Source organism: Labedaea rhizosphaerae (genome assembly GCF_004362825.1).
GTDB lineage: Bacteria > Actinomycetota > Actinomycetes > Mycobacteriales > Pseudonocardiaceae > Labedaea > Labedaea rhizosphaerae.
On sequence record NZ_SNXZ01000002.1, the window covers coordinates 578,854 to 596,420 of the forward strand.

Sequence of the window (17,567 nt, forward strand, 5' to 3'; positions counted from 1 at the left end):
GCGCCGAAATGGCCAGGACGATGGTTGCTGCGGCCTGTCGGGTGGTTGCTGCGCGAACCGCGCCGCCTGTTGTTGCTGGGATGGCTGGTCGGCCTGTTGATGGCGGGCGCGGCCCGATCGGCCGCTGCCGAAGGTTTCGTCGTCGGGCCCGACTTGGCGCACGGCCAGCCCAGAACCTTGTTCGAAACCTACGACTACTCCGACTACCAGCTGACCGTGAAGCCCGACGACGAGGCGTCCGGCTTCATGAACATCGGCAAGGTCGTCTTCGAAGTCATCGGGTTCCTGAACAACGTGATCGCCTGGATATGCCTTGGCCTGTTGTTCGGTGCCCTGACGCTGCTGGAGTGGCTGCTCAATCTGACCGTCTACCGGGATTCCGCCGGCCAAATCGATGTGGCGACCCAGCTCATTGCCTCACACGTGTTCTGGCCGCTGATCGCCGCCACGGTCGCTGTCGGCGCATTCGTCACGTACGCACGCTGGCGCGGCGACGGTCGTGGGTTCGTCTCGGACCTGGGCTGGGTCGTGGCCGCGGGAGCGCTCGCGGTCGGGTTCGCAACCGGCCCGTCGCAGGTCATGGACTCCGTCGATTCGCTGCGCACCGATCTCGCGACCGGGATGACCAGTGGCGCCGCCGACTACGTCGCGACGCAGGGCAGCCCGACTGGGTTCGCCGAGCCGCCAATCGGCGGTTCGGGCCAGGAGACCAGCACGCGACGGCTCACCGACGGGCTGTGGAACACCTTCGGCGCCACCACATGGTGTTTCGCCGAGTTCCATGACCTGGACATCTGCAAGGTCGCGGGCTATCACGCGCTTGCCCAAGACGAGACCTGGCAGAAGTGGATGGGCGTGTTCGACGACCAGGGCTCGGTGCCGGAGTTCAAGCAATACGGTGACTGGATCCGCGGCCAGGACCTCGGCCGCACGGCCTACCTGCTGATGCTGGCCGTCATCACCGTGCCCATGGGGTTCCTGCTGCTGCGGCTGGTGATCGCCGGGTTGATGGCCGCGGTCGGCTTCCTGCTGATGTTGATCCTCTGCTTGCTGTTCCTGACGTTCTGGGCGATTCCCGGGTGGCTACGACAGGTCGGAATCCGCTACCTGATCTACACGCTGGGCATGGAAGGCCAAGCCCTGTTCATCACCGCGTTGCTCGCCGGCGTGCTCGACGTGTCGGCGATCCTCGCCACGCTCGCCGGGAAGTACGGCTTCCTCGTCATCGCTTGCCTCAACGCAGCGCTGCTGGCGGCCGCGGTCCGTGCTCGCGCCTGGCTGGACATGATCACGACGGTTCCCGGCGCGGCCGGGATGGGTTATCTCGGCGCCGCGATGACCGTGGGTGCCGTGCGTGCCACTGGGCGAGCCGCCGGCGCGCTGGTCGGCGCCGCGACCGGTACAGCCCGATCCGGGTTGACCGCGGTCGGCCGTGGCGTCGCCAACGCCGGACTCGTCACCACTTCAGGGGGACTATCACCGCGTCTCGCCGGTGCACGATGGCGTCGCGTGGCACTCGCCGAGCCGTCGCCAGGTCGCCCGCTCCAGGTGAAGTCCACTCGCCTGGACACGATCCAGCAGGGCGGGCATACCGGATCCTCGCCGTCGCCGGGCGGCCGACCAGCAACTCCGAGTGGGCCTCCACCTTCGGGAGGCCCCGGCAACGGTCCTAGCGGCGCAGGCGGAGGATCGGCGACGCAACGATCTGACGGCGCCGCCTCAGGTCCTCAATCCTCGAGCAGGTCCGCAGAAGGCAAGGCACCCGGCGGAACCACTCCCTCACCGACCTCAAAGCCCGACGCCGGGCCGCCGGCTGCGGAACCAAAGCTCGGCAAGCAGCAACCGCCCCGAGGGCAAGGCAGCCTGCCGCATCAATCTGGCCTCGCCGACTTCGACGACTCTTCCGAAGGCGAGGACCCGCGATGAGAAGGCAGCGCGGCAAATCCCCGCTTGCACAGGCAGCACCCGCGCCCCACGACCACGATCAGCGAGACGACCGCATCCCGAAACGCCGCGGGCAACGCCGACCGTCAGCTGGCTGGCGAGGGCGCGCGACGCAGACAGCGCGGGCCATCGATGACGCGCTGAGCGCGGGACCGTTGCCCCAGCGGTGGGCGGCGCCGAAACCACGAGCCAACGCCATCGCGATCGCCACGCTCACCGGTTTGGTCGCGGTGGTCGCAGCCCTAGCCGTGGTGTTCTCCAGCCACACGGCCCCGAACTTGCCGGCGGTGACGACGAGCAAGGCGCTCGGGCCCGAAACGATGGCCTCTCGCCCAACTCCCACCTCCACTGCGGACCAAACGCACACCAGCGCCATCACGACCGGAACCGACGCTCCTGGAACCCGCCTTCGGACACTCGTCCCCGACCACGGCGTTCGCCCCATCACACCGAAGCCGCCGGCGAAAGCCGATCCCCGCTCAGTACGTCTGGCACCTGCTCCCACACGGCCACCCACCGCCGCGGACCTGGCGACACCCGAGTCCGCTGCACGGGCCTGGATGGCGCGGTCGTGCCCATTCGACTATCGCCGCCCACCGGACGCGGCCTGGCGCGCGGCCGCGCCCGCGCTGACCGATCAAGAACGACTGCGATCCGATCCCGCTCGTGACCCGCGGTACGCCCGCTCATGGCAGCAAATCGTGTCGGCGCAGGAGAACGGACGATGCTCCAGCCCGACAGCCATGGTGTCGCCGGAAGCGCCCCGGACGTCCGATCGTGCCGTGGTCATCGTCTCCGCCAGTCGGGTCGTCACCAGCCCGGTCCACCCGCCGTATGTCGAAGACCAATTTGCTGTGCGGATCGTGATTCGAGGCCAAGACCAGCTGTGGCGCGTCGACGCTGAAACCACTGGCGGATAACAGCTTCTACAGGTCAGACACTGAGCTGTCGAGCGGTCTCTGGGGGATGATCGTGATGAACAAGGCAATCCTGGGAGCAGGCGCGCTGGTAGTCATACCGCTGCTGGTGATGACCACCGCCGGCGGTCCCGCAGCCAATGAGGACCTGCCGGCCGGGAACTGCACAGTCCAAACGGGAGGGCGAGACCCAGCCACACCGGCAAGCGGCCGACGCACGACGACCCCGCAGAGCTCGGCGAGCTCGCCACGCCAGCGGACAGCCACGTTGTCAGCCTCACAGATGGCGATCGCCCGCACCGTCGTCGCGGTCGGCAAAGGCTTGAAGATCACCGAACGCGGAACGGCAATCGCCTTGGCCACGGCGATGCAAGAATCCGGCTTGGACCCGTCCGCCGTGCACGGGCACTCGGTCGGGCTGTTCCAACAACAAGGCAGCTACTACGCCGATGTACGGCGCACCGACCCGGTCGACGCCTCCCGGGCGTTCTACGCAATGCTCGTCAAACGCGTCCCCCGCTACGACGACCCCTCGACCGGCTTCGCAGAAGCAGCCCAGAAAACGCAGCAGTCGGGAGCTGGAGCGGGCAAGTACGCGGCTTGGCAGCGCTGGGCCACCACGCTCGCCGCAACGCTCTACAACGGAACCGAGCCCGTTCCCGCACGAAACGGCGACACGCAGACGGCCACGCCGCGGACCGGTCTGGACGAAGGCACGGTCGTGTGCAACGTCGGCGGCGGCAGCGGCACCATCCCCGTCGTCGTTCACGGGTTCACCGTCGAACTCCCAGCCCAGGCCGGCATCGTCGGCTCGGTGACCGCTCCCAACGAGCTGGCCGCCGGCGCGATCGCCGCCGCCCTGTCGTACCTGGGCACCCCGTACGCGTGGGGTGGCGGCGACCCACAAGGACCCACCCGCGGCATCCACGACAACGGCGTCGCCGACCAGCACGGTGACTTCGCCAAGATCGGGTTCGACTGCTCCGGCCTGACGCTCTACGCCTACGCCAAAGTCGGCATCGTCCTCCCGCACAACGCCCACGCACAGTGGCTGCAGTCCAAGACCCAAGTCCCCTACCCGGACCAGTCCGAACCGGGCGACCTGCTGTTCTGGGGCGAGCACCACGTCGCCCTCTACCTCGGAACGATCGGCGGCACCCGGTACATGGTGGAGGCCCCCGAGTCGGGCCAGGTCGTCAAGGTCAGTGTCGTGCGTGAAGGCGGCGACTTCAAACACCAGTCCACGAAACCGTGGCAATGAGGACCCGGATCCGTCGACCACCGCTACTCACCATTGGGCAGCGCCGCCGACGTGTGGGCGCCATCGTGGTGGCACTGGTGGGCGTTCCCGCTGCGGCCGTGTTCGGTGCGGCCATCGTGTCGTGGCTGAGCGGACGTGGCTTGGCGTGGCCACACATCAGCGTGCGATCGTTCGCCGGCCCCACATCACCATCGCATTCGTCACCGGTGCCACGATGGCGGTGGCCGATCGAAATCACCTGGCCGGCCTCGGCGGTCGGGACGGCCGCCGCTGCGCTGGCGCTGTGGGTGCTGTGGCTTCGCATGACCGTGGTCCCGCTCCGGCGTTCTGCCCACCACCAGGGACCCGAGCCGCTGGTGGAGCTCCGACGCATCCGAACCGCATTGGGGCGCCGTGCGGTGCGCCGCTCGGGACGCCTCAGCCGGCCCGAGCTCCGCGGATTCAGCAGACTCCTGGCGCCGACGGCAGCGTTCGGCATCCCGCTCGGACGTGCGCGGACACGCCCGACTCGACGAGGCGGGCCGCGGCTGTGGATCGATTTCGAGCAACGCATCCGAGTTGTCGGCCGGACCGGCTGGGGCAAGAGCCTTCGGGTCCTGATCCCCATCATCCGGCGCCTGCCAGGACCCGCCGTGATCTCGAGCATCGAGCCACAGATCTTCGAGGCCACCGTGACAGCACGCCAGTTCCGCCGCCGGCCGACCCGCCTGGACCCGGTCCTGCGCCGAATCCGCCCGGTCAGTGACAGATGGCCGTGGTTGCGCGCACGGCTCGACAGGTGGACGCCGATCCACGAGTTCCCCATTGCCGTCGTCGACTTCTCCGCACCCGAACGCCGCTACGCCGCCGGCTACCCCCAGGTGCGATGGCCCGACGCGATCACCGGATGCCGTGACTACGAGATCGCGCTGCGCCGCGCCACAGCCCTCGTGATGGGCATGACCCGAGAGCAGGACTCAGGACACAGCAACGACAACGACCGCTTCTTCCGCACCAGCGCAACGCAGGTCCTCGCGGCATGGCTGCACGCCGCGGCCCTCGGCAACGACACCATCGACGCGATCGTGCGGTGGCTGCGCACCAGCGACGACCCCCGTCCCACCCGCATCCTCGAGGACCACCCCGACGCGGATCCAGTCGCCGCGTTGAACATCCGCAAGCACCTCGACACCCGCGCCCAAGGCACCACCAGCGGCGTCGAACGCTACCTCCTGATCGCGATGAACGCTCTGGCCAGCGACGACGCCCGAGCTCTGTGCGGGGCTCCTGGCAAACAAGCCACGGCCGAACCGGTGATCGACCTCGACCTGCCGCAGTTCATTCGAGACGGGGGCACGCTGTACCTGCTGGCCGACCCCAACCGGATCGAGCGTGTCCGTCCCCTGCTCGCGATGTTCGCCGCCGAGGTGTTCCTCGCCGCGGAACATGTCGCCTTGTCCACGCCGCAACGACGGCTTCAGGTGCCGTTCTTTGGCGTGCTGGACGAGCTCCGCGCGGCCGTGCCCATCCCCAACCTGCCGTACATCGCGACCGTGCAACGCAAATACGGCATCAGCTACGTCTACAGCGTCGCCTCAGGAGACCAGGAAGACGCTCTCTTCGGGGCCGAGGCAGCCGCGCTACGCGCCGCAGCCGGCATCACAATCGTCGGCGGCATCGACATCGCCAGCGCTCAGGAGCTGACCGACCGCGCCGGGCCGGTACCGACCTTGTTGGGCAACCGCTCCTACAACACCGGCCACGGGGCGACGCTTCACGGGGACCACTCCCCCAGCGGCAGCCACGGCGAGCAGGTCCAACTACACGACGCCCTGACGATCGCCGACCAACAAGACTTGGCCGACGGCGAGGCCATCGTCGTTGCGCGCGGCATCAAGCCTTTCCTGGCCTGGTTCCCATCAATTCTGGACAGGCGGCGCGACCATCGTGCACTCCGGCGAGAAGTCGACCTCGTACGTCGGCGAGTCGCCGCAGGCAACGGCGCCGCGTCCTCGTACCGCCGATACCAGCAGACGCGCAGCACCAAGGACACCTCGTGACGGCTGAATCGCGTGGACGCAACGACGACATCGGCTTGCTCATCGCCCTGTACCGTGCCGACCCAACTGCACCAGACAAGAGCGGTCGCGCGGACGCTGAACAGAAGGCTGCCCGGCGTCCACCGTGGACCTGGTCTCTTCTCAAAGACCCCGAAGCCGCAGCGCTGAACGCCCTCGTCGCAGGTTTCGTCGAGTCCTACAACGAAGTTCACGCGAGCAGGCCTCGTCTCCTCGTCCCTCGGTGCTGGCGACTGCATCCCGGTCTTGCCACAGAACTCGCCGTACTGACGTGGACCTGGTACGCCGTCCACCGCGACCCGGCCGCCACCGCCGTGCAGGCGGCCGAGTACTACCTCCGGTATCTGCCGGGGTTCCAGAGCCGCCTCGACGAGATGCTCGGCCGCTCACCGATGGAATGCCGTCAAGGCAACCACCCGAGCAGCTGGCGGCGCGACGTGGACGCGCACAACACTGCATATGGCATGTCGATGCCGTTCAGTGAGAAGCAGGTGATCGACGAACTCCGGCGTCAACAGTTCGGGTTCGGCTCATCCACTCAGGGTTGACCGAAGACCCGTCACCGGTCGGGCTGTGACCTTAGGACAGACCGAGCTGGCTGTCAGCATCGTCTGGCGATGGCGGCCGTGCCTTTCCCTCGACACGGCCCTCTCCTGCCTTCCCAGCACCCCTCCGCGGCGTACTACAAGGCCAGGTCGGCGAGCAGGATCAGCTCTTCTCGGCGTGGTGTTCGGATCAGAGTCGGCGTCGCCGCTTTTGTGCCGTTCGTGTCGAGGGCGATGTCGCCGCGTGGTGTCAGGCCGAAGCGCCGCAGTTCGCCGGCATGAGCGAGGAACCCGGTTGCGGCCAGGAGTCTGAGGGCCTGAAGCGACGGGCCATCGCCGCTGACGGCGTCCCGTGCCAACATCTCGGGAGTGTGGTGAAACGCGAGCAGGGCCGCCAGGAACTGATCGGCGAACCGCTTGCCGGCTTTGCTGGCACGGCGAAGGTCGTCCACCCGGTCTTGTTCGGCCAGCTTCTTGGCCACGGCCGCGCGGAGGTCGAACCCGATCCACGGCGCACCTTTGACGTAGTCCTCAAGTAGACCTTGATAGCCCGCGAGGCTTTCGTGGTCGATGACCATCACGGCCAGGTCCACAAGCGCTACGTATTCACCACCTTTCGCGGACGCGACGAACCTCCGCGCTGCTTCGTCGATTTGTCCGTCGTCGCGGAGCAGTTTGCCCAGCTCGTGATTGGCGACCGCCGAGCCTTCGTCGGCCAGCTGTCGAAGTTCGTCGCGCCGGCCCGCACGGACGAGGATCCGGGCAGCGATCGCGTTGTTCCGGCGCTCAGCTTCCTCGGGAAATTCGACGTCGATCCGGCGAAGCTCGGTGAGCGCTTCGTCGACATGCCCGGCGTCGGCGAGCAACTCGGCCAACGCTACGGAGCGATGGCCGTAAGGGTCCGGCAGTTCGGCGCTTTGCTGCAGCAAGGCGATGGCTTCGTCCGTACGATTTTCGTCGTGTAGCACCCATGCCATTGCGATTCGCGCGTTGTTCACGATTCTTGGAGCGGTCGTCGACGTGCTTGAGTCCGCCAGCGCGCGAACCTCATCGGACCGTCGCAGGTGGACAAGCAAGTCGATGAGAGCGGGCTTGAATTGCCGTAGCTCGTCGATTGCCTCCGTCGCCCGGCCGTCGAGCACCAACGCGTGGACGAGCGTGTGAACGTGACAGCGTTCGGTGTCGTGTGCGCGGAGGAGGTCGACGGCGTCGGTGAACCTGGAATCGGACACGAGGAGTTCTGCCGCGCGGAGGAGAGCCAGGCTGTCGCCTTCTGCAGCGAGCATGCGCAAACTGTCGAGTTCGCGGCGTTTCGCGAGCCGGTCCACTGCGGCCGGATGTACTTCTCGCTTCGTCGGATTCCTGGCCAGGTCCACGATGTCGGAGGTGCTGCCGTGGTCGATCAACGCCCGGTCCAACTGCTTGCGCGCTTCGGCGTCGTTTTCCGCGAGGACGCGGAGCTCGTCCAGCCGGCCCGCCCTTCGCAAGAGGGAAAGCCGGACCGATCGTGAACCCTTGTCCGCTCGACGTTCTACTTCGATGGCTTCGTCGAAAGCGAGCCGGTCGGTCAACAACCCACTCAGTTCCCGGCCTGCCCACTCATGTCCACCGGCAAGCGCCTGGCGGTACAGGCGTTCGGCCAAGCAGTACAGCGCGCGACTGCGTGCGCGCCGTGCCAGGCCGAAGATCTCGTCCGGATCTGTGACGTGTGTTCAGCGCTTGCCAGGCTTCCACCGGTACGGGCTCAATACCGGCACCCTTTGCCAGGTGCTGGGCAAGGTAGTCGGTGAGTGTGTAGCCGATGGCCTGCTCGTCGTCGTCCGGATCTCGTTCCGGTACCAGAGCGGACACCGCATCCCGGATCGGCTTTTCGGCCTCGGCCAGCGCCTGTCGGAACCACTCCCGGGGGGCCGGCCGCCGATCCGGGAAGTACCCGCGCGCCGCCTCGCGAAGCAAGGTGGCGGGCAACGGGAGATGCACGCCGAGGCGCCGCGCGGCAGCCGCGGCCGCCAGCACGCACCGGGTGTAGGAAAATCGTGGTTGGGCCCAGCGTTGCACCAGCCACGGCGCGCCGGCCAAAACCTGGGTCAGCCCGTAGTCCCTGTCCGCGGACGCTTCCGCCAAATACGGGTCGTCGGCGGCCAATCGCCGCAGGCGCTCCAGTTCGGCATCGCTCAACCGATCTGGAACTTGCACGGGGCCACCGGCCAGCTTGAGCACGGATCCGGCCGTCTCGTCGGAGCCGCGGTTGAGGATCTGGTCGTAGACGTCGGGCCACATCGTGCCGACGACGACCACGGGCGTGTGCTGCTGCCACAGCGCCTGCAAATCTTCCTTGGCCAGGCCGTGTTGTGGCTGCTCGGGGAGATAGCGCTGTAGTTCGTCGAGCCAAACAACGGTGCGGGCGCGCAACGCAGTCGAGTTCGCGAGTCCGCGGAGCTGGTCGGCGTCCCGGGGCCGCACCACCTGCCAGCCGGAGAACGCGTCGGTCCGGACGGCTTCCCAGACCGATCGTGTCTTCCGGGCGCACGACGCACCGGTCACAAGGATGACACCGCCGCCCTCCGCCGCAGCAGCGGCCAGACGTTCGCGCAGTTCGACATCGTGCTCGCGCGCCACGTACGTGGGCAACTCAGCGCGGCTTGCACCATCGGCGCTGGATACAGCCCTATGAATCCCGGCCGCGCTGGGAGTGAAGTCCTCGACGGGCCACACCAACAGAGCGGGCTGCGGCTTCACGGGTGCGTTGGCGTGATTCCAGCACCGGTCGTACTCGGCCTGCCAGCGAGCTGGATCGAACAACTCGGTCGGCAGGCCCGCATGATTCGCATGCCTCGCACAAGCCCGCACGAAGGTCATGACCGTGGAGAACTGCGGTCGGCGGCGGCCGTTCAGCAGATCGGACAAGGTCGAGCTGGGCAACTTCTCTCCACGCAGACCGGCGTGTTTATCGAGTTCACGGTAGGTGGGCCGACCGACCTTGGCGCGCAGCGCCCGCAGTCGGTCCAGAAACTCCGCCGCCAGTTCGTCGGCCGTCGCCAACCCGCACCCCCACCCATAGTGCTCGTCGAGCCCATCAAACCAGAGACATCCGTCCGATTCCGGCGGTCCGGACCGGACCGCACCGGACCGCCGGACGATCAGGATCGAAGTCGTCCGGTTCACGACCCATGGAGGTATCCGCCAATGATCCGCACAGCTGCTCGAATCACCGCTGACGTCGGCACCGTGAGCGTGCTGGCGTTGATCGACAACAGCCGGCTGGTGCCGATCGTCGTCAGCGCCGCGCTGTTGCTGACTACAGTGCTCGCACTTACAGCGGCATTGTCAACGAAGAAGACTCGCCGCGACGCGGCCTATCGCGTGCTGCGCCAGCTAATGACCAGGAGACGTTAGAGGTGCCTCACCCCCACGTTGCTCAGCCGCCGTGCTCGGCCGAATGTTCGAACCGACCAGGAGGGAGAGTCCTACTCGATGTGGGGCTCGATTGGGTGGTCCATCGGCGACGGGGCGACAACTGAGGGTTCCTGAGCTGGCGTGAGTTGTCGTGGTGCGACCTCGGGCTGGCGTGAAGGGTTGTCGGGATGGGGCGCCGTGGATGGCACTGCGTTGAGCTCATTTGATCGTTGGTAGTCCTCGAACGCTTGGGTGAGGGCCGGCGCGTCGGCCCGCAGCTGGTGCTCAGTGGCGATGACAGTTTGGTGATCGTTGATGCTGGCGATCTGCGCGTCGACGACCGCAAGCTGTTGCCAAGTCGCTGTGAGAAGGCGTTGGTCTGCATCTATCGCCGCAAGACGGTCTTGGGGATAGTTGTTCTCGGCTCGCTCTGCTGCGTCCACGATGCGGTGTCGTTGGTCTGCGTCGCCGAGTTGCAGGCGGAGCGGTTCTGCTTGTTCGGTCAGTTCACGAGCTTGCTGGTGAGCCTGGTGCTCGGCGTCGAGGTGTTCGTGAATGCGCTGATCGAGCTCAGCCCGGCGGCGTTGGGAGCGAAGGCCGGCGAGAGTGCTGAGTTGGTATTCGGAGTCGGCGCGGATGGCGGCGTGTTCCGCTGCCGTGTCGAGGCAGGCTCGTGCTTGTTCGTGAAGGTGCTCGTAGTGTTCGACCTGCGCGCGTTTGGCCAGCAGGGCACGAAGATTGTCGTGCACCCTGCTTGCGTTGGGACCTCTGTCTTGGGCGGTGTCCGCGCGGAGGGTGTCGAGGCGTTGGACGAGTTCGGCCCGGCGGCGAACGAGGTCGTCGAGTTGTCGGCGTGCGGAGGTCGCGGCCTCGGCCAACTGCTCGGCGGTCAACGCGCCCAGTTCACGTGTGCGCCAGTGAGGCGTCGGGGTCGCGGTGCTGAGCTCGAGCTGTCGGCGCGACGGGCCAACCTGGCCAGGCGATGCGTCGGTCTTCCGCGGCGATGCTGTAGTCGCCGGTTCGGTGACCTTGCGGGCGAACGCAGCGGCGAGGTACGCGGCGGGGTTCGCGATTCGGGTGCTGGTGATGGTAGTGGCGTTGATCGACGCGATCGTCGTCGTGATGTGGGTGAGGGTGTGGCCGGCGTCGAGGGCGTCGGTGATGCGGCGGGCAAGGATCGGGAATGCGGGGCCGTTGATGGCGTGGTCGGCTGCGATGGGGTGGTGGTTCCAAGCCTCCCGGACGATGCGGGTGGCCAGCTCGTGTCGTTGTTGCCGGACGCGGTGTTGGTGGGCGGCGCGTTCACGAGCGTGGTGTTCGTGCTCGAGCCGGTCGGCGATCCGGGTGAGCAGGTAGGTCGTGAAGGCAGCCTTGTCGCGGATTGTCGGGTCGCTGATCTTGTCGATGGGAAGGGCGGCCAGCAGGGTGCGGGCACTGGCTTCCCCCAGGCGCGGCGAGTCCATGCCTCTGTTCGCAGTGTGGCGATCGAGCGCCCGTGCCAATGCGCCGAAGGCCGGCGAGCTGATGACGGCGTCGGCGAGTTCGGGATGCTTGTGCCAGGTTTCGCGGATGAGATCGGCTGCTTGATCGCGTAGTTGGGCGAAGTCGTCTTGTGCGGGTTCCTTGAGTCGGGCTTCGTTGCGTTGGTGGGCGATGCGGATCATGGCGGCGGTGTAGGCGGCTTTGTCATGGATGCGCGGAGAGCGCAGCGCGTCGGCGGGCAGTGCGTTGGTGAGCTGGCGTACGAGGTCGGGCAGGTGCTCGGGATCGCATCTGGTGGCGATGTCGGCGAGGTTGCGCGCTACGGCGGTGAACGCGGGACTGTCGGTGACGATGGCGAGGAGGTCAGGTGCGTCGGGCCAGATGGTGCGGAGGAGGTTGGCGGCGTCGACGCGCATCTGGTCTGTGACCTCGACAGGCTGTGGCCGTGGTGTCGCGTTTGGTTCGGACGTTCCAGCTATGTCTGCCGAAGAGTTCGGCGTGGAACTTGGGGTCTTTCTGGTGGAGTCGCTTGCACCGCCGGGAAGGCGTTTGAGGTCGGCGAGTACGGGCCGGTCGTTGGCGTTGGTGGCGGTTCGTTCGGCGTGTTCGGCGATTTTGGTGATGACGCGGCGGGTGCGTTCGAAGGCCGAGCGGGGCTCGCCGAGGACGTAGGTGTCTTGCGGGGTCTCGACATCGGTGCGGGCGATGAACGTCCAGAGGTGGTGTGTGTGGCGGGTGGAGGCGACGAAGTGGCCTGGGTTGTCAGCACCGGCCGCGTGGAACAGGACCGCGCCGCCATGGGTGGTGCCGTCGGGACCGGTCCAGGTGGCGTGGTCGGCGCCGATGGTGAGGCCCTGGCTCTTGTGGATGGTGAGGGCGTAGCCGAGGCTGACGTTGAAGCCGGTCGGCCGGGTGGCGGTTGCGGGCAGCTCGGTTTCCGGGGTGTGGCCGGTGACGTAGTCGGCCGGGATGGTCGCTGTTTCACGGATGCGTTCACCGCTGGTGGTGACGCGGTTCCACTCGACGTCGATGGCGCCGTCGGGATGGATGGTGGTGATGACGCCGCGGTAACCGTTGAAGACGTCGTCGCCTTGGTGGTGGTGTTCGTCGCGGTCGGTGCGGCGGATGTGGACGATGTCTCCTTCGTGGAGCCGGAGTTCGGTGCCGTCGGTGGAGCGGTAGAGGCGATCGGGGCCGAGTTCGCCGGCGGCGTAGCGGGCGGCTTGTGCGGCGGTGTTGAGGTGGTCGACTTGCTGGTTGGTGGCGGCCACCATGAGCAGGCCGCGTATTTCGGTGAGGGTGTTCGGTGCGCCGCGGCGTTGCTCGAGCCAGGTGGTGAGCATGGCGGCGGTCGCTTCTGCGGGCGTTTCGGTGGCGACGAGGCGTCCCCGGTCGGCCCAGCTGGTGAGGGCCTCGGTGTAGTCGCCGTTGCGCCAGGCGAAGATGGCTGCACGTTCGTATTCGTCTGCTTGGCGCCGGTTGTCGAGCAATTCGCCGCCGCCGACGAGCTTGTGGACAGTGCCGAACATGGATCCGCAGCCGACACCACGGAGTTGTGCGGGGTCACCGATCTCGAGGACTCGTGTTCCGGACTGGGACGCGGCACGGAGCAAGGCGGCACGGTCGCGGTCGTGGGTGAGGGTGGCTTCGTCGAGGATGAGCAGGTCGATTCCAGCGAGGCCGGGCCCGTTGTCGATGCGCCACAACCACTGGGCGACGGTGCGGGAGTGAGTGCCGGATTCAGCCTGGAGATTCTGAGCCGCGACGCCTTGGGTGGCGGCGCCGGCCACGACGAACCCGGCCGATTCGAACGCCACCCGGACGGCGCGCATGAGTGTGGTCTTGCCGCTGCCTGGGCCGCCGATGAGAGCGTCGTATGCGCGGCCACTGCTGGTGATCCTGTTGAACTCGCGGCGTTGTTCATCCGAGAGCGGGAAGCCTTGAGCGGCTTCGACGGTGGTGGCGGCGAGGTCGCGGGTGGAAGCGTCGACCTGGATCGGCATCGGCCGGTCCTTGCCGTGGACAGCGGTCTGCGCGATCAGCTGCTCGGCCGCGAGGATGTCGCTGGTCGTGTACAGGTCAGCGTTGGCCATGTGGTTCGCACCGAGTTGCCGGCTTGAACCAGCTGTTCCTAGCCATCCGGACTGCCGGTCGCCATCGGAGTGCGCGCCGCCCTGCAGTGTTGCGCGGTGGAATCCTTGTTGCGCGAGTACGAGTTCGGCGAGCTCTTCGAGGTATTCCAGGCTGGGTAGGTGGACGTATGCGTCGGCGATGGCGGCGAGCAAGTCGAGCCTGCTGAAACGGCGGGTGTGGGCAGTCAGGCCGGTTTCGGGGTCCTGGAGTCGCGCGATCAGCTCCGGCAGTGTCGGATTGCGCGGTTCGTCCGCCGCCGCCTGGCCGACCCCCTCTCCAGCCGCAGGGTCGGCGAACTCGTCGGGAGCGGCTTGGTCGGCCTGTTGGGGCGGCAGTTCGCTGTCTGGACGGTGGTGGCTCAGCGCGTCGGAAGCGAGTTGATCGGGGTCGATGCCGTGGGCGATGGCCTCGGCGCGCCAGGTCTCGCGAAGGGTGGCGTCGGGCGCGGCGGTGGTGTGGGGTTTGGGTTCGCGGACGTGGTGTTCGGCAATCTGCTGAACGCGGCGGGAGGCGTCTTCTCGGGTGAACCCGAGCGCAAGGAGCGTGTCGACGATCTTGTTGCCGTGCTTGGAAAAGTGGCGGATGGCGGTGTCAGGGACGTCGGCGATTTCCCACAGATTGGTGCGGGTGTTTCGGCGCCAGCGGATGCCGAAGCGTTGGGTGAGGTCGTGCCGGGCAACGGCCTGGAGGATCTTGTCGGCTGCGGGGATGTGGCGCATGAGGTCGCGGCCGCCGGCGGCGACGGTAGACCATTGACGGTCGTGTTGGCCGCGGGTCATGTTGGCGATCGTGTAGTGGACGTGCCAGTGCGGGTCGCCGATGTCCGGCACGACCTCGCTGCCCGATTCGGCTGAGGAGGCGCTGACGGGGCGCGCTGCGCGGTGGATCATCGCCCAGCCGAGGAATCCGGTGCCGGGCTCGGTCGTGGCACTGTGGCCGTCACCGTGGTGTCCGCGCATGCCGTAGGCGGTGTGGTGTTCCAGCCAGCCGAGCATGGTGTCGGTGCCGTGGATGTAACGGGACTCGAGCTCGGCGGCGGTGTCTTCGTCGGCGAAGGCGAGGAGCAGTGAGTAGGACTTGGGCAGGGTGAACGTGATGTCGTAGCCGAGGTTGCCGACGGTGATCCGGTTGGGTACCAGGCGTTCGTGGATCGTGCCATCGGGCTCGGTAGTGGTGTGGGTGCGGGTGAGGTTGCGAACGGCGTCCTCATAGGTGGTTCCGGTCCAGACCTCGTGGGGTTGCAGACCTGCGGCGTCGGCCAGTCGGCCGGCGTGGTCGGCGCGCAGCATCGCGGTTTCGCCCTGACGCGTGACCGAGCGTTGGGCACGTTCGAAGGCTTTGAATGCGGCGCGGCCGGCGGGGTCGAGCCCGAAGATGTCGGCGATGGTCGTGTCGGCTTCGGCGGCGATCCCATCGATCGCGCGGACGAGCGGGGCGAGGGGGACCTTCGCTTCGCGTGGCACGCCTTGCTTGTGCTGGACGAGGACGTCGCCGGTGTGCGGGTGTAGGCCGTTCATGAGGTTGCGGGCGAGGTGGAACTGTTCGGGCGTCAGTTCGCTGCCCGCGGTGAGCCCGACCTCGGTCAATCCCCGGCCGATCCACCGCAGCGGTCGCTCCCGCATGTCGGTGCGGTAACCGAATGCCCGGTTGTTGATCTGGCCACCGACGCAGCCATGGCGTAGCCCGAGACGGTAGTCGATTTGCAAGGGATTCGATCCGATCGGCGATACCCACGACATGGGTTCACCCCCCAAGGCAACCCTTGCCGCTCCCCCTTTTTCGCGGCGTACGTCGCCCACCATAGCAAATTGTTCGTGTATCGCGGAGCGATACCTTAGCGCACACCCCCAAACCGGATTTGGAAAGTTCTGCCGAACCTGCGGGCCGAGCTGGCTGCAGGCAGCTGCATCTGGTCAGACGGCGGCCGGAGTGCTGCTGGTGGCTCTTGGAACCGGACATGACATCAAAAGAGGCGCCGTACGAAACGAGAGACGACAGAGCCGCAGGAGCATTCTGTTAATTGCGCGCCCGTGGCGAAGGTTGGGAGTTCTGAAGTCGGTGCGTTGTCGACGAGATGATTAAGCTGGCACTAGTTCACGCGCAGGTAATGGGGGGCGACATGAGCACGGCTCAGGAGATTCGGCGTCGTGTACGGGCCGAAGAGCAGGCGCGGGCGAAGCGGCGGGAACGGGCCGCTGTCGCCGCGGGCGTCGCGGTTGCTGCGGTGGCGGCGGCGCGGGCCGACAGCGCGGCGCGGCTGGAGCGCGTGCGGGCGCGGTACGAGGCTGCGGTTGATGCCGAACGCCAGCGTGTAGCCGAGATCGAATGGTCGGCAGGAGCTGCGTTGCGGGATGCGCTGGCGGCGGGGTACAGCGATACGGAGCTGTGCGAGCTGCTGGGTATCGACGTAGCTGAGGCTCGCCGATGGGTGAAGCAGATCAGGCTGGTGGGCGATGCGGAGTCGCCCGGATTGGAGCGGGCGCGCGGCGGGATGGACGCCAGTTCGGCTGGTGAGCCATTCGGCGACGCCGAGGTCGAGCCTGCACCCGAAGGCCGGTAGGGCCGAGCCGGTCGCGGTCGACGGCGTCTGACGCTGGGAAGTGGGCCGCCCGGCGGGACTTGTGCGGTGGTCGGCGGTGGCGGGCGACGGGCACAGCATCCGGGCGTAGGCGCCCCAGCGCCGGAGCACGGATTCCGCTTCCGGCGCGACGGGCCGCTGTGAGGGCGCCTGGGGGTGGAGACGGGCGGCGGGCCTGGCCGTTCGACCCTGGCCCGCCGCCCGGGCTGGTCAGGCGGCCGCTTGGGTGGCCTGGGGGTTGCCGGTGGCGGGTGCCGTGTCGGTGTTGAGCAGGGCACGGTTCGACTTGATCCATGCGGCCATGACGGCGCGGTCGGCGCGGCCGACGGCGTGCCAATCTCGTCGGATCATGGCGCGGGCGGTGGCGGGCCGGTAGTTCGTTGCCCAGTGGTGGCAGCGGTGGCGGATGGCGTCGGCGCGGCTGTGTTCGTCCGGAAGGGCGGGCAGACCGGGACGGTCGCGTTCGCGGCATTCGCTGCAGAGTCCGTCATCGCTACCGGTGGCGCAGTGGTCGCGGGCCGCGCGTTCGCACCAGCAGAAGACGCAGCAGGTGCCGCGCAGTGGGTGGCTTGCGGCCTTGTCGTAGTCGATGGTGTAGCCGTCAAGCGGTTCTGACCGGGTGGGTTGGTCGTCCACGCCGCCGCGTTGCCGGACGTAGTTCTCGGTTCGGGTGTCGGCGGTCTTGAGCTGGCGGGCTTCTGCGGGGTGGCGGGGCGCATGCCGGGCGGCGTCTTCGGTGCGCGTGTGCGAGTTTCGGGGCGCGCGGTACTGGATGGCCTGACGGGTGGCGCGGGTTTCGGGCGTGGGGACGACGTGGCGCGACGCCTGGTCGTGCGCCGGGGTGCACTGTTCGATGATCGCGCGGTCGGCCGGGTCGGAGGTCTGTGCCAGGTGCCGCAGCTTGACGGCTGCGATGCGCGGGTAGTTCTGCCGGATCTCCACGCACTGCGTGATCAGGTTGAGCACGCGCGGGTGGGCACGGTCGAGTATGCGACGCATGTGGGCCTTGGCGGCGCGGAGATTGCCCACGCGGACATGGGCTGTGATCTCGCTGAGGTGGGCGGCCACCGCGTCGGCGGCGGTGTCGTTGCGGTGGGTGATGGTGTTGGTCATCGGTGGTTCCTCTTTCGCTCGGGTTCGCAGGCTGACCGCGCGATGCGCGGAGGGGTTGGCCTGCGGAGCAGGCCCCGTCCCTTGGGGGCCTGCCCGCGGGCGGAGGTGACCACGGCCGAGGAGGCTCGCGATCAAGGGTGA

Annotated in this window: 10 protein-coding genes; 6 read left to right on the forward strand and 4 right to left on the reverse strand. The window is 67.6% G+C overall.

Translation table 11 applies throughout. The features are described 5' to 3' along the window. Nucleotides 1–45 precede the first annotated feature (45 nt). The 4 genes from EV186_RS11915 (at nt 46) to EV186_RS11930 (ending at nt 6,727) form a co-directional block, all read left to right on the forward strand. Complete coding sequence (locus EV186_RS11915; RefSeq protein WP_133849294.1) at nt 46–1,926, forward strand: hypothetical protein; 1,881 nt, start codon at nt 46–48, stop codon at nt 1,924–1,926. A gap of 1,218 nt (nt 1,927–3,144) precedes the next feature. Further along, on the forward strand, nt 3,145–4,122 hold the full coding sequence (locus EV186_RS40470) for a C40 family peptidase (RefSeq protein ID WP_279538292.1): 978 nt from the start codon (nt 3,145–3,147) through the stop codon (nt 4,120–4,122). A gap of 53 nt (nt 4,123–4,175) precedes the next feature. After that, a complete protein-coding gene (locus tag EV186_RS11925) occupies nt 4,176–6,161 on the forward strand; it encodes a type IV secretory system conjugative DNA transfer family protein (RefSeq protein WP_166659134.1) in 1,986 nt (661 codons plus the stop codon). Further along, complete coding sequence (locus EV186_RS11930) at nt 6,158–6,727, forward strand: hypothetical protein (protein WP_133849297.1); 570 nt, start codon at nt 6,158–6,160, stop codon at nt 6,725–6,727. The genes EV186_RS11925 and EV186_RS11930 overlap by 4 nt, the downstream gene beginning before the upstream one ends. A 134-nt stretch (nt 6,728–6,861) precedes the next feature. Here the strand turns inward: EV186_RS11930 and EV186_RS11935 are convergent, their stop codons facing one another. After that, nucleotides 6,862–8,367 (reverse strand): tetratricopeptide repeat protein, encoded by a 1,506-nt coding sequence (locus EV186_RS11935; RefSeq protein WP_133849298.1) that lies wholly within the window; start codon nt 8,365–8,367, stop codon nt 6,862–6,864. Then, the gene (locus tag EV186_RS11940) at nt 8,324–9,766 is read right to left on the reverse strand and encodes a helix-turn-helix domain-containing protein (RefSeq protein ID WP_133849299.1); all 1,443 of its coding nucleotides are present in this window, start codon (nt 9,764–9,766) and stop codon (nt 8,324–8,326) included. The genes EV186_RS11935 and EV186_RS11940 overlap by 44 nt, the downstream gene beginning before the upstream one ends. A gap of 144 nt (nt 9,767–9,910) precedes the next feature. On the opposite strand from EV186_RS11940, the gene EV186_RS11945 reads away from it, so the two are divergent. Beyond that, nucleotides 9,911–10,120, forward strand: a complete 210-nt coding sequence (locus tag EV186_RS11945) for a hypothetical protein (protein WP_133849300.1) — start codon at nt 9,911–9,913, stop codon at nt 10,118–10,120. A 71-nt stretch (nt 10,121–10,191) separates the two neighbouring features. On the opposite strand, the gene mobF is transcribed toward EV186_RS11945, so the two are convergent. Next, a complete protein-coding gene (gene mobF, locus EV186_RS11950; protein WP_166659135.1) occupies nt 10,192–15,474 on the reverse strand; it encodes a MobF family relaxase in 5,283 nt (1,760 codons plus the stop codon). 380 nt (nt 15,475–15,854) lie between these two features. Here mobF and EV186_RS11955 point away from each other — a divergent pair, with 380 nt between their 5' ends. Beyond that, nucleotides 15,855–16,295, forward strand: a complete 441-nt coding sequence (locus EV186_RS11955; protein ID WP_133849302.1) for a hypothetical protein — start codon at nt 15,855–15,857, stop codon at nt 16,293–16,295. Nucleotides 16,296–16,523: 228 nt separating this feature from the next. Here EV186_RS11955 and EV186_RS11960 read toward each other — a convergent pair whose 3' ends face one another. After that, nucleotides 16,524–17,426: a hypothetical protein gene (locus EV186_RS11960; protein WP_133849303.1), complete on the reverse strand. Its 903-nt coding sequence runs from the start codon at nt 17,424–17,426 to the stop codon at nt 16,524–16,526. Nucleotides 17,427–17,567 lie beyond the last annotated feature (141 nt).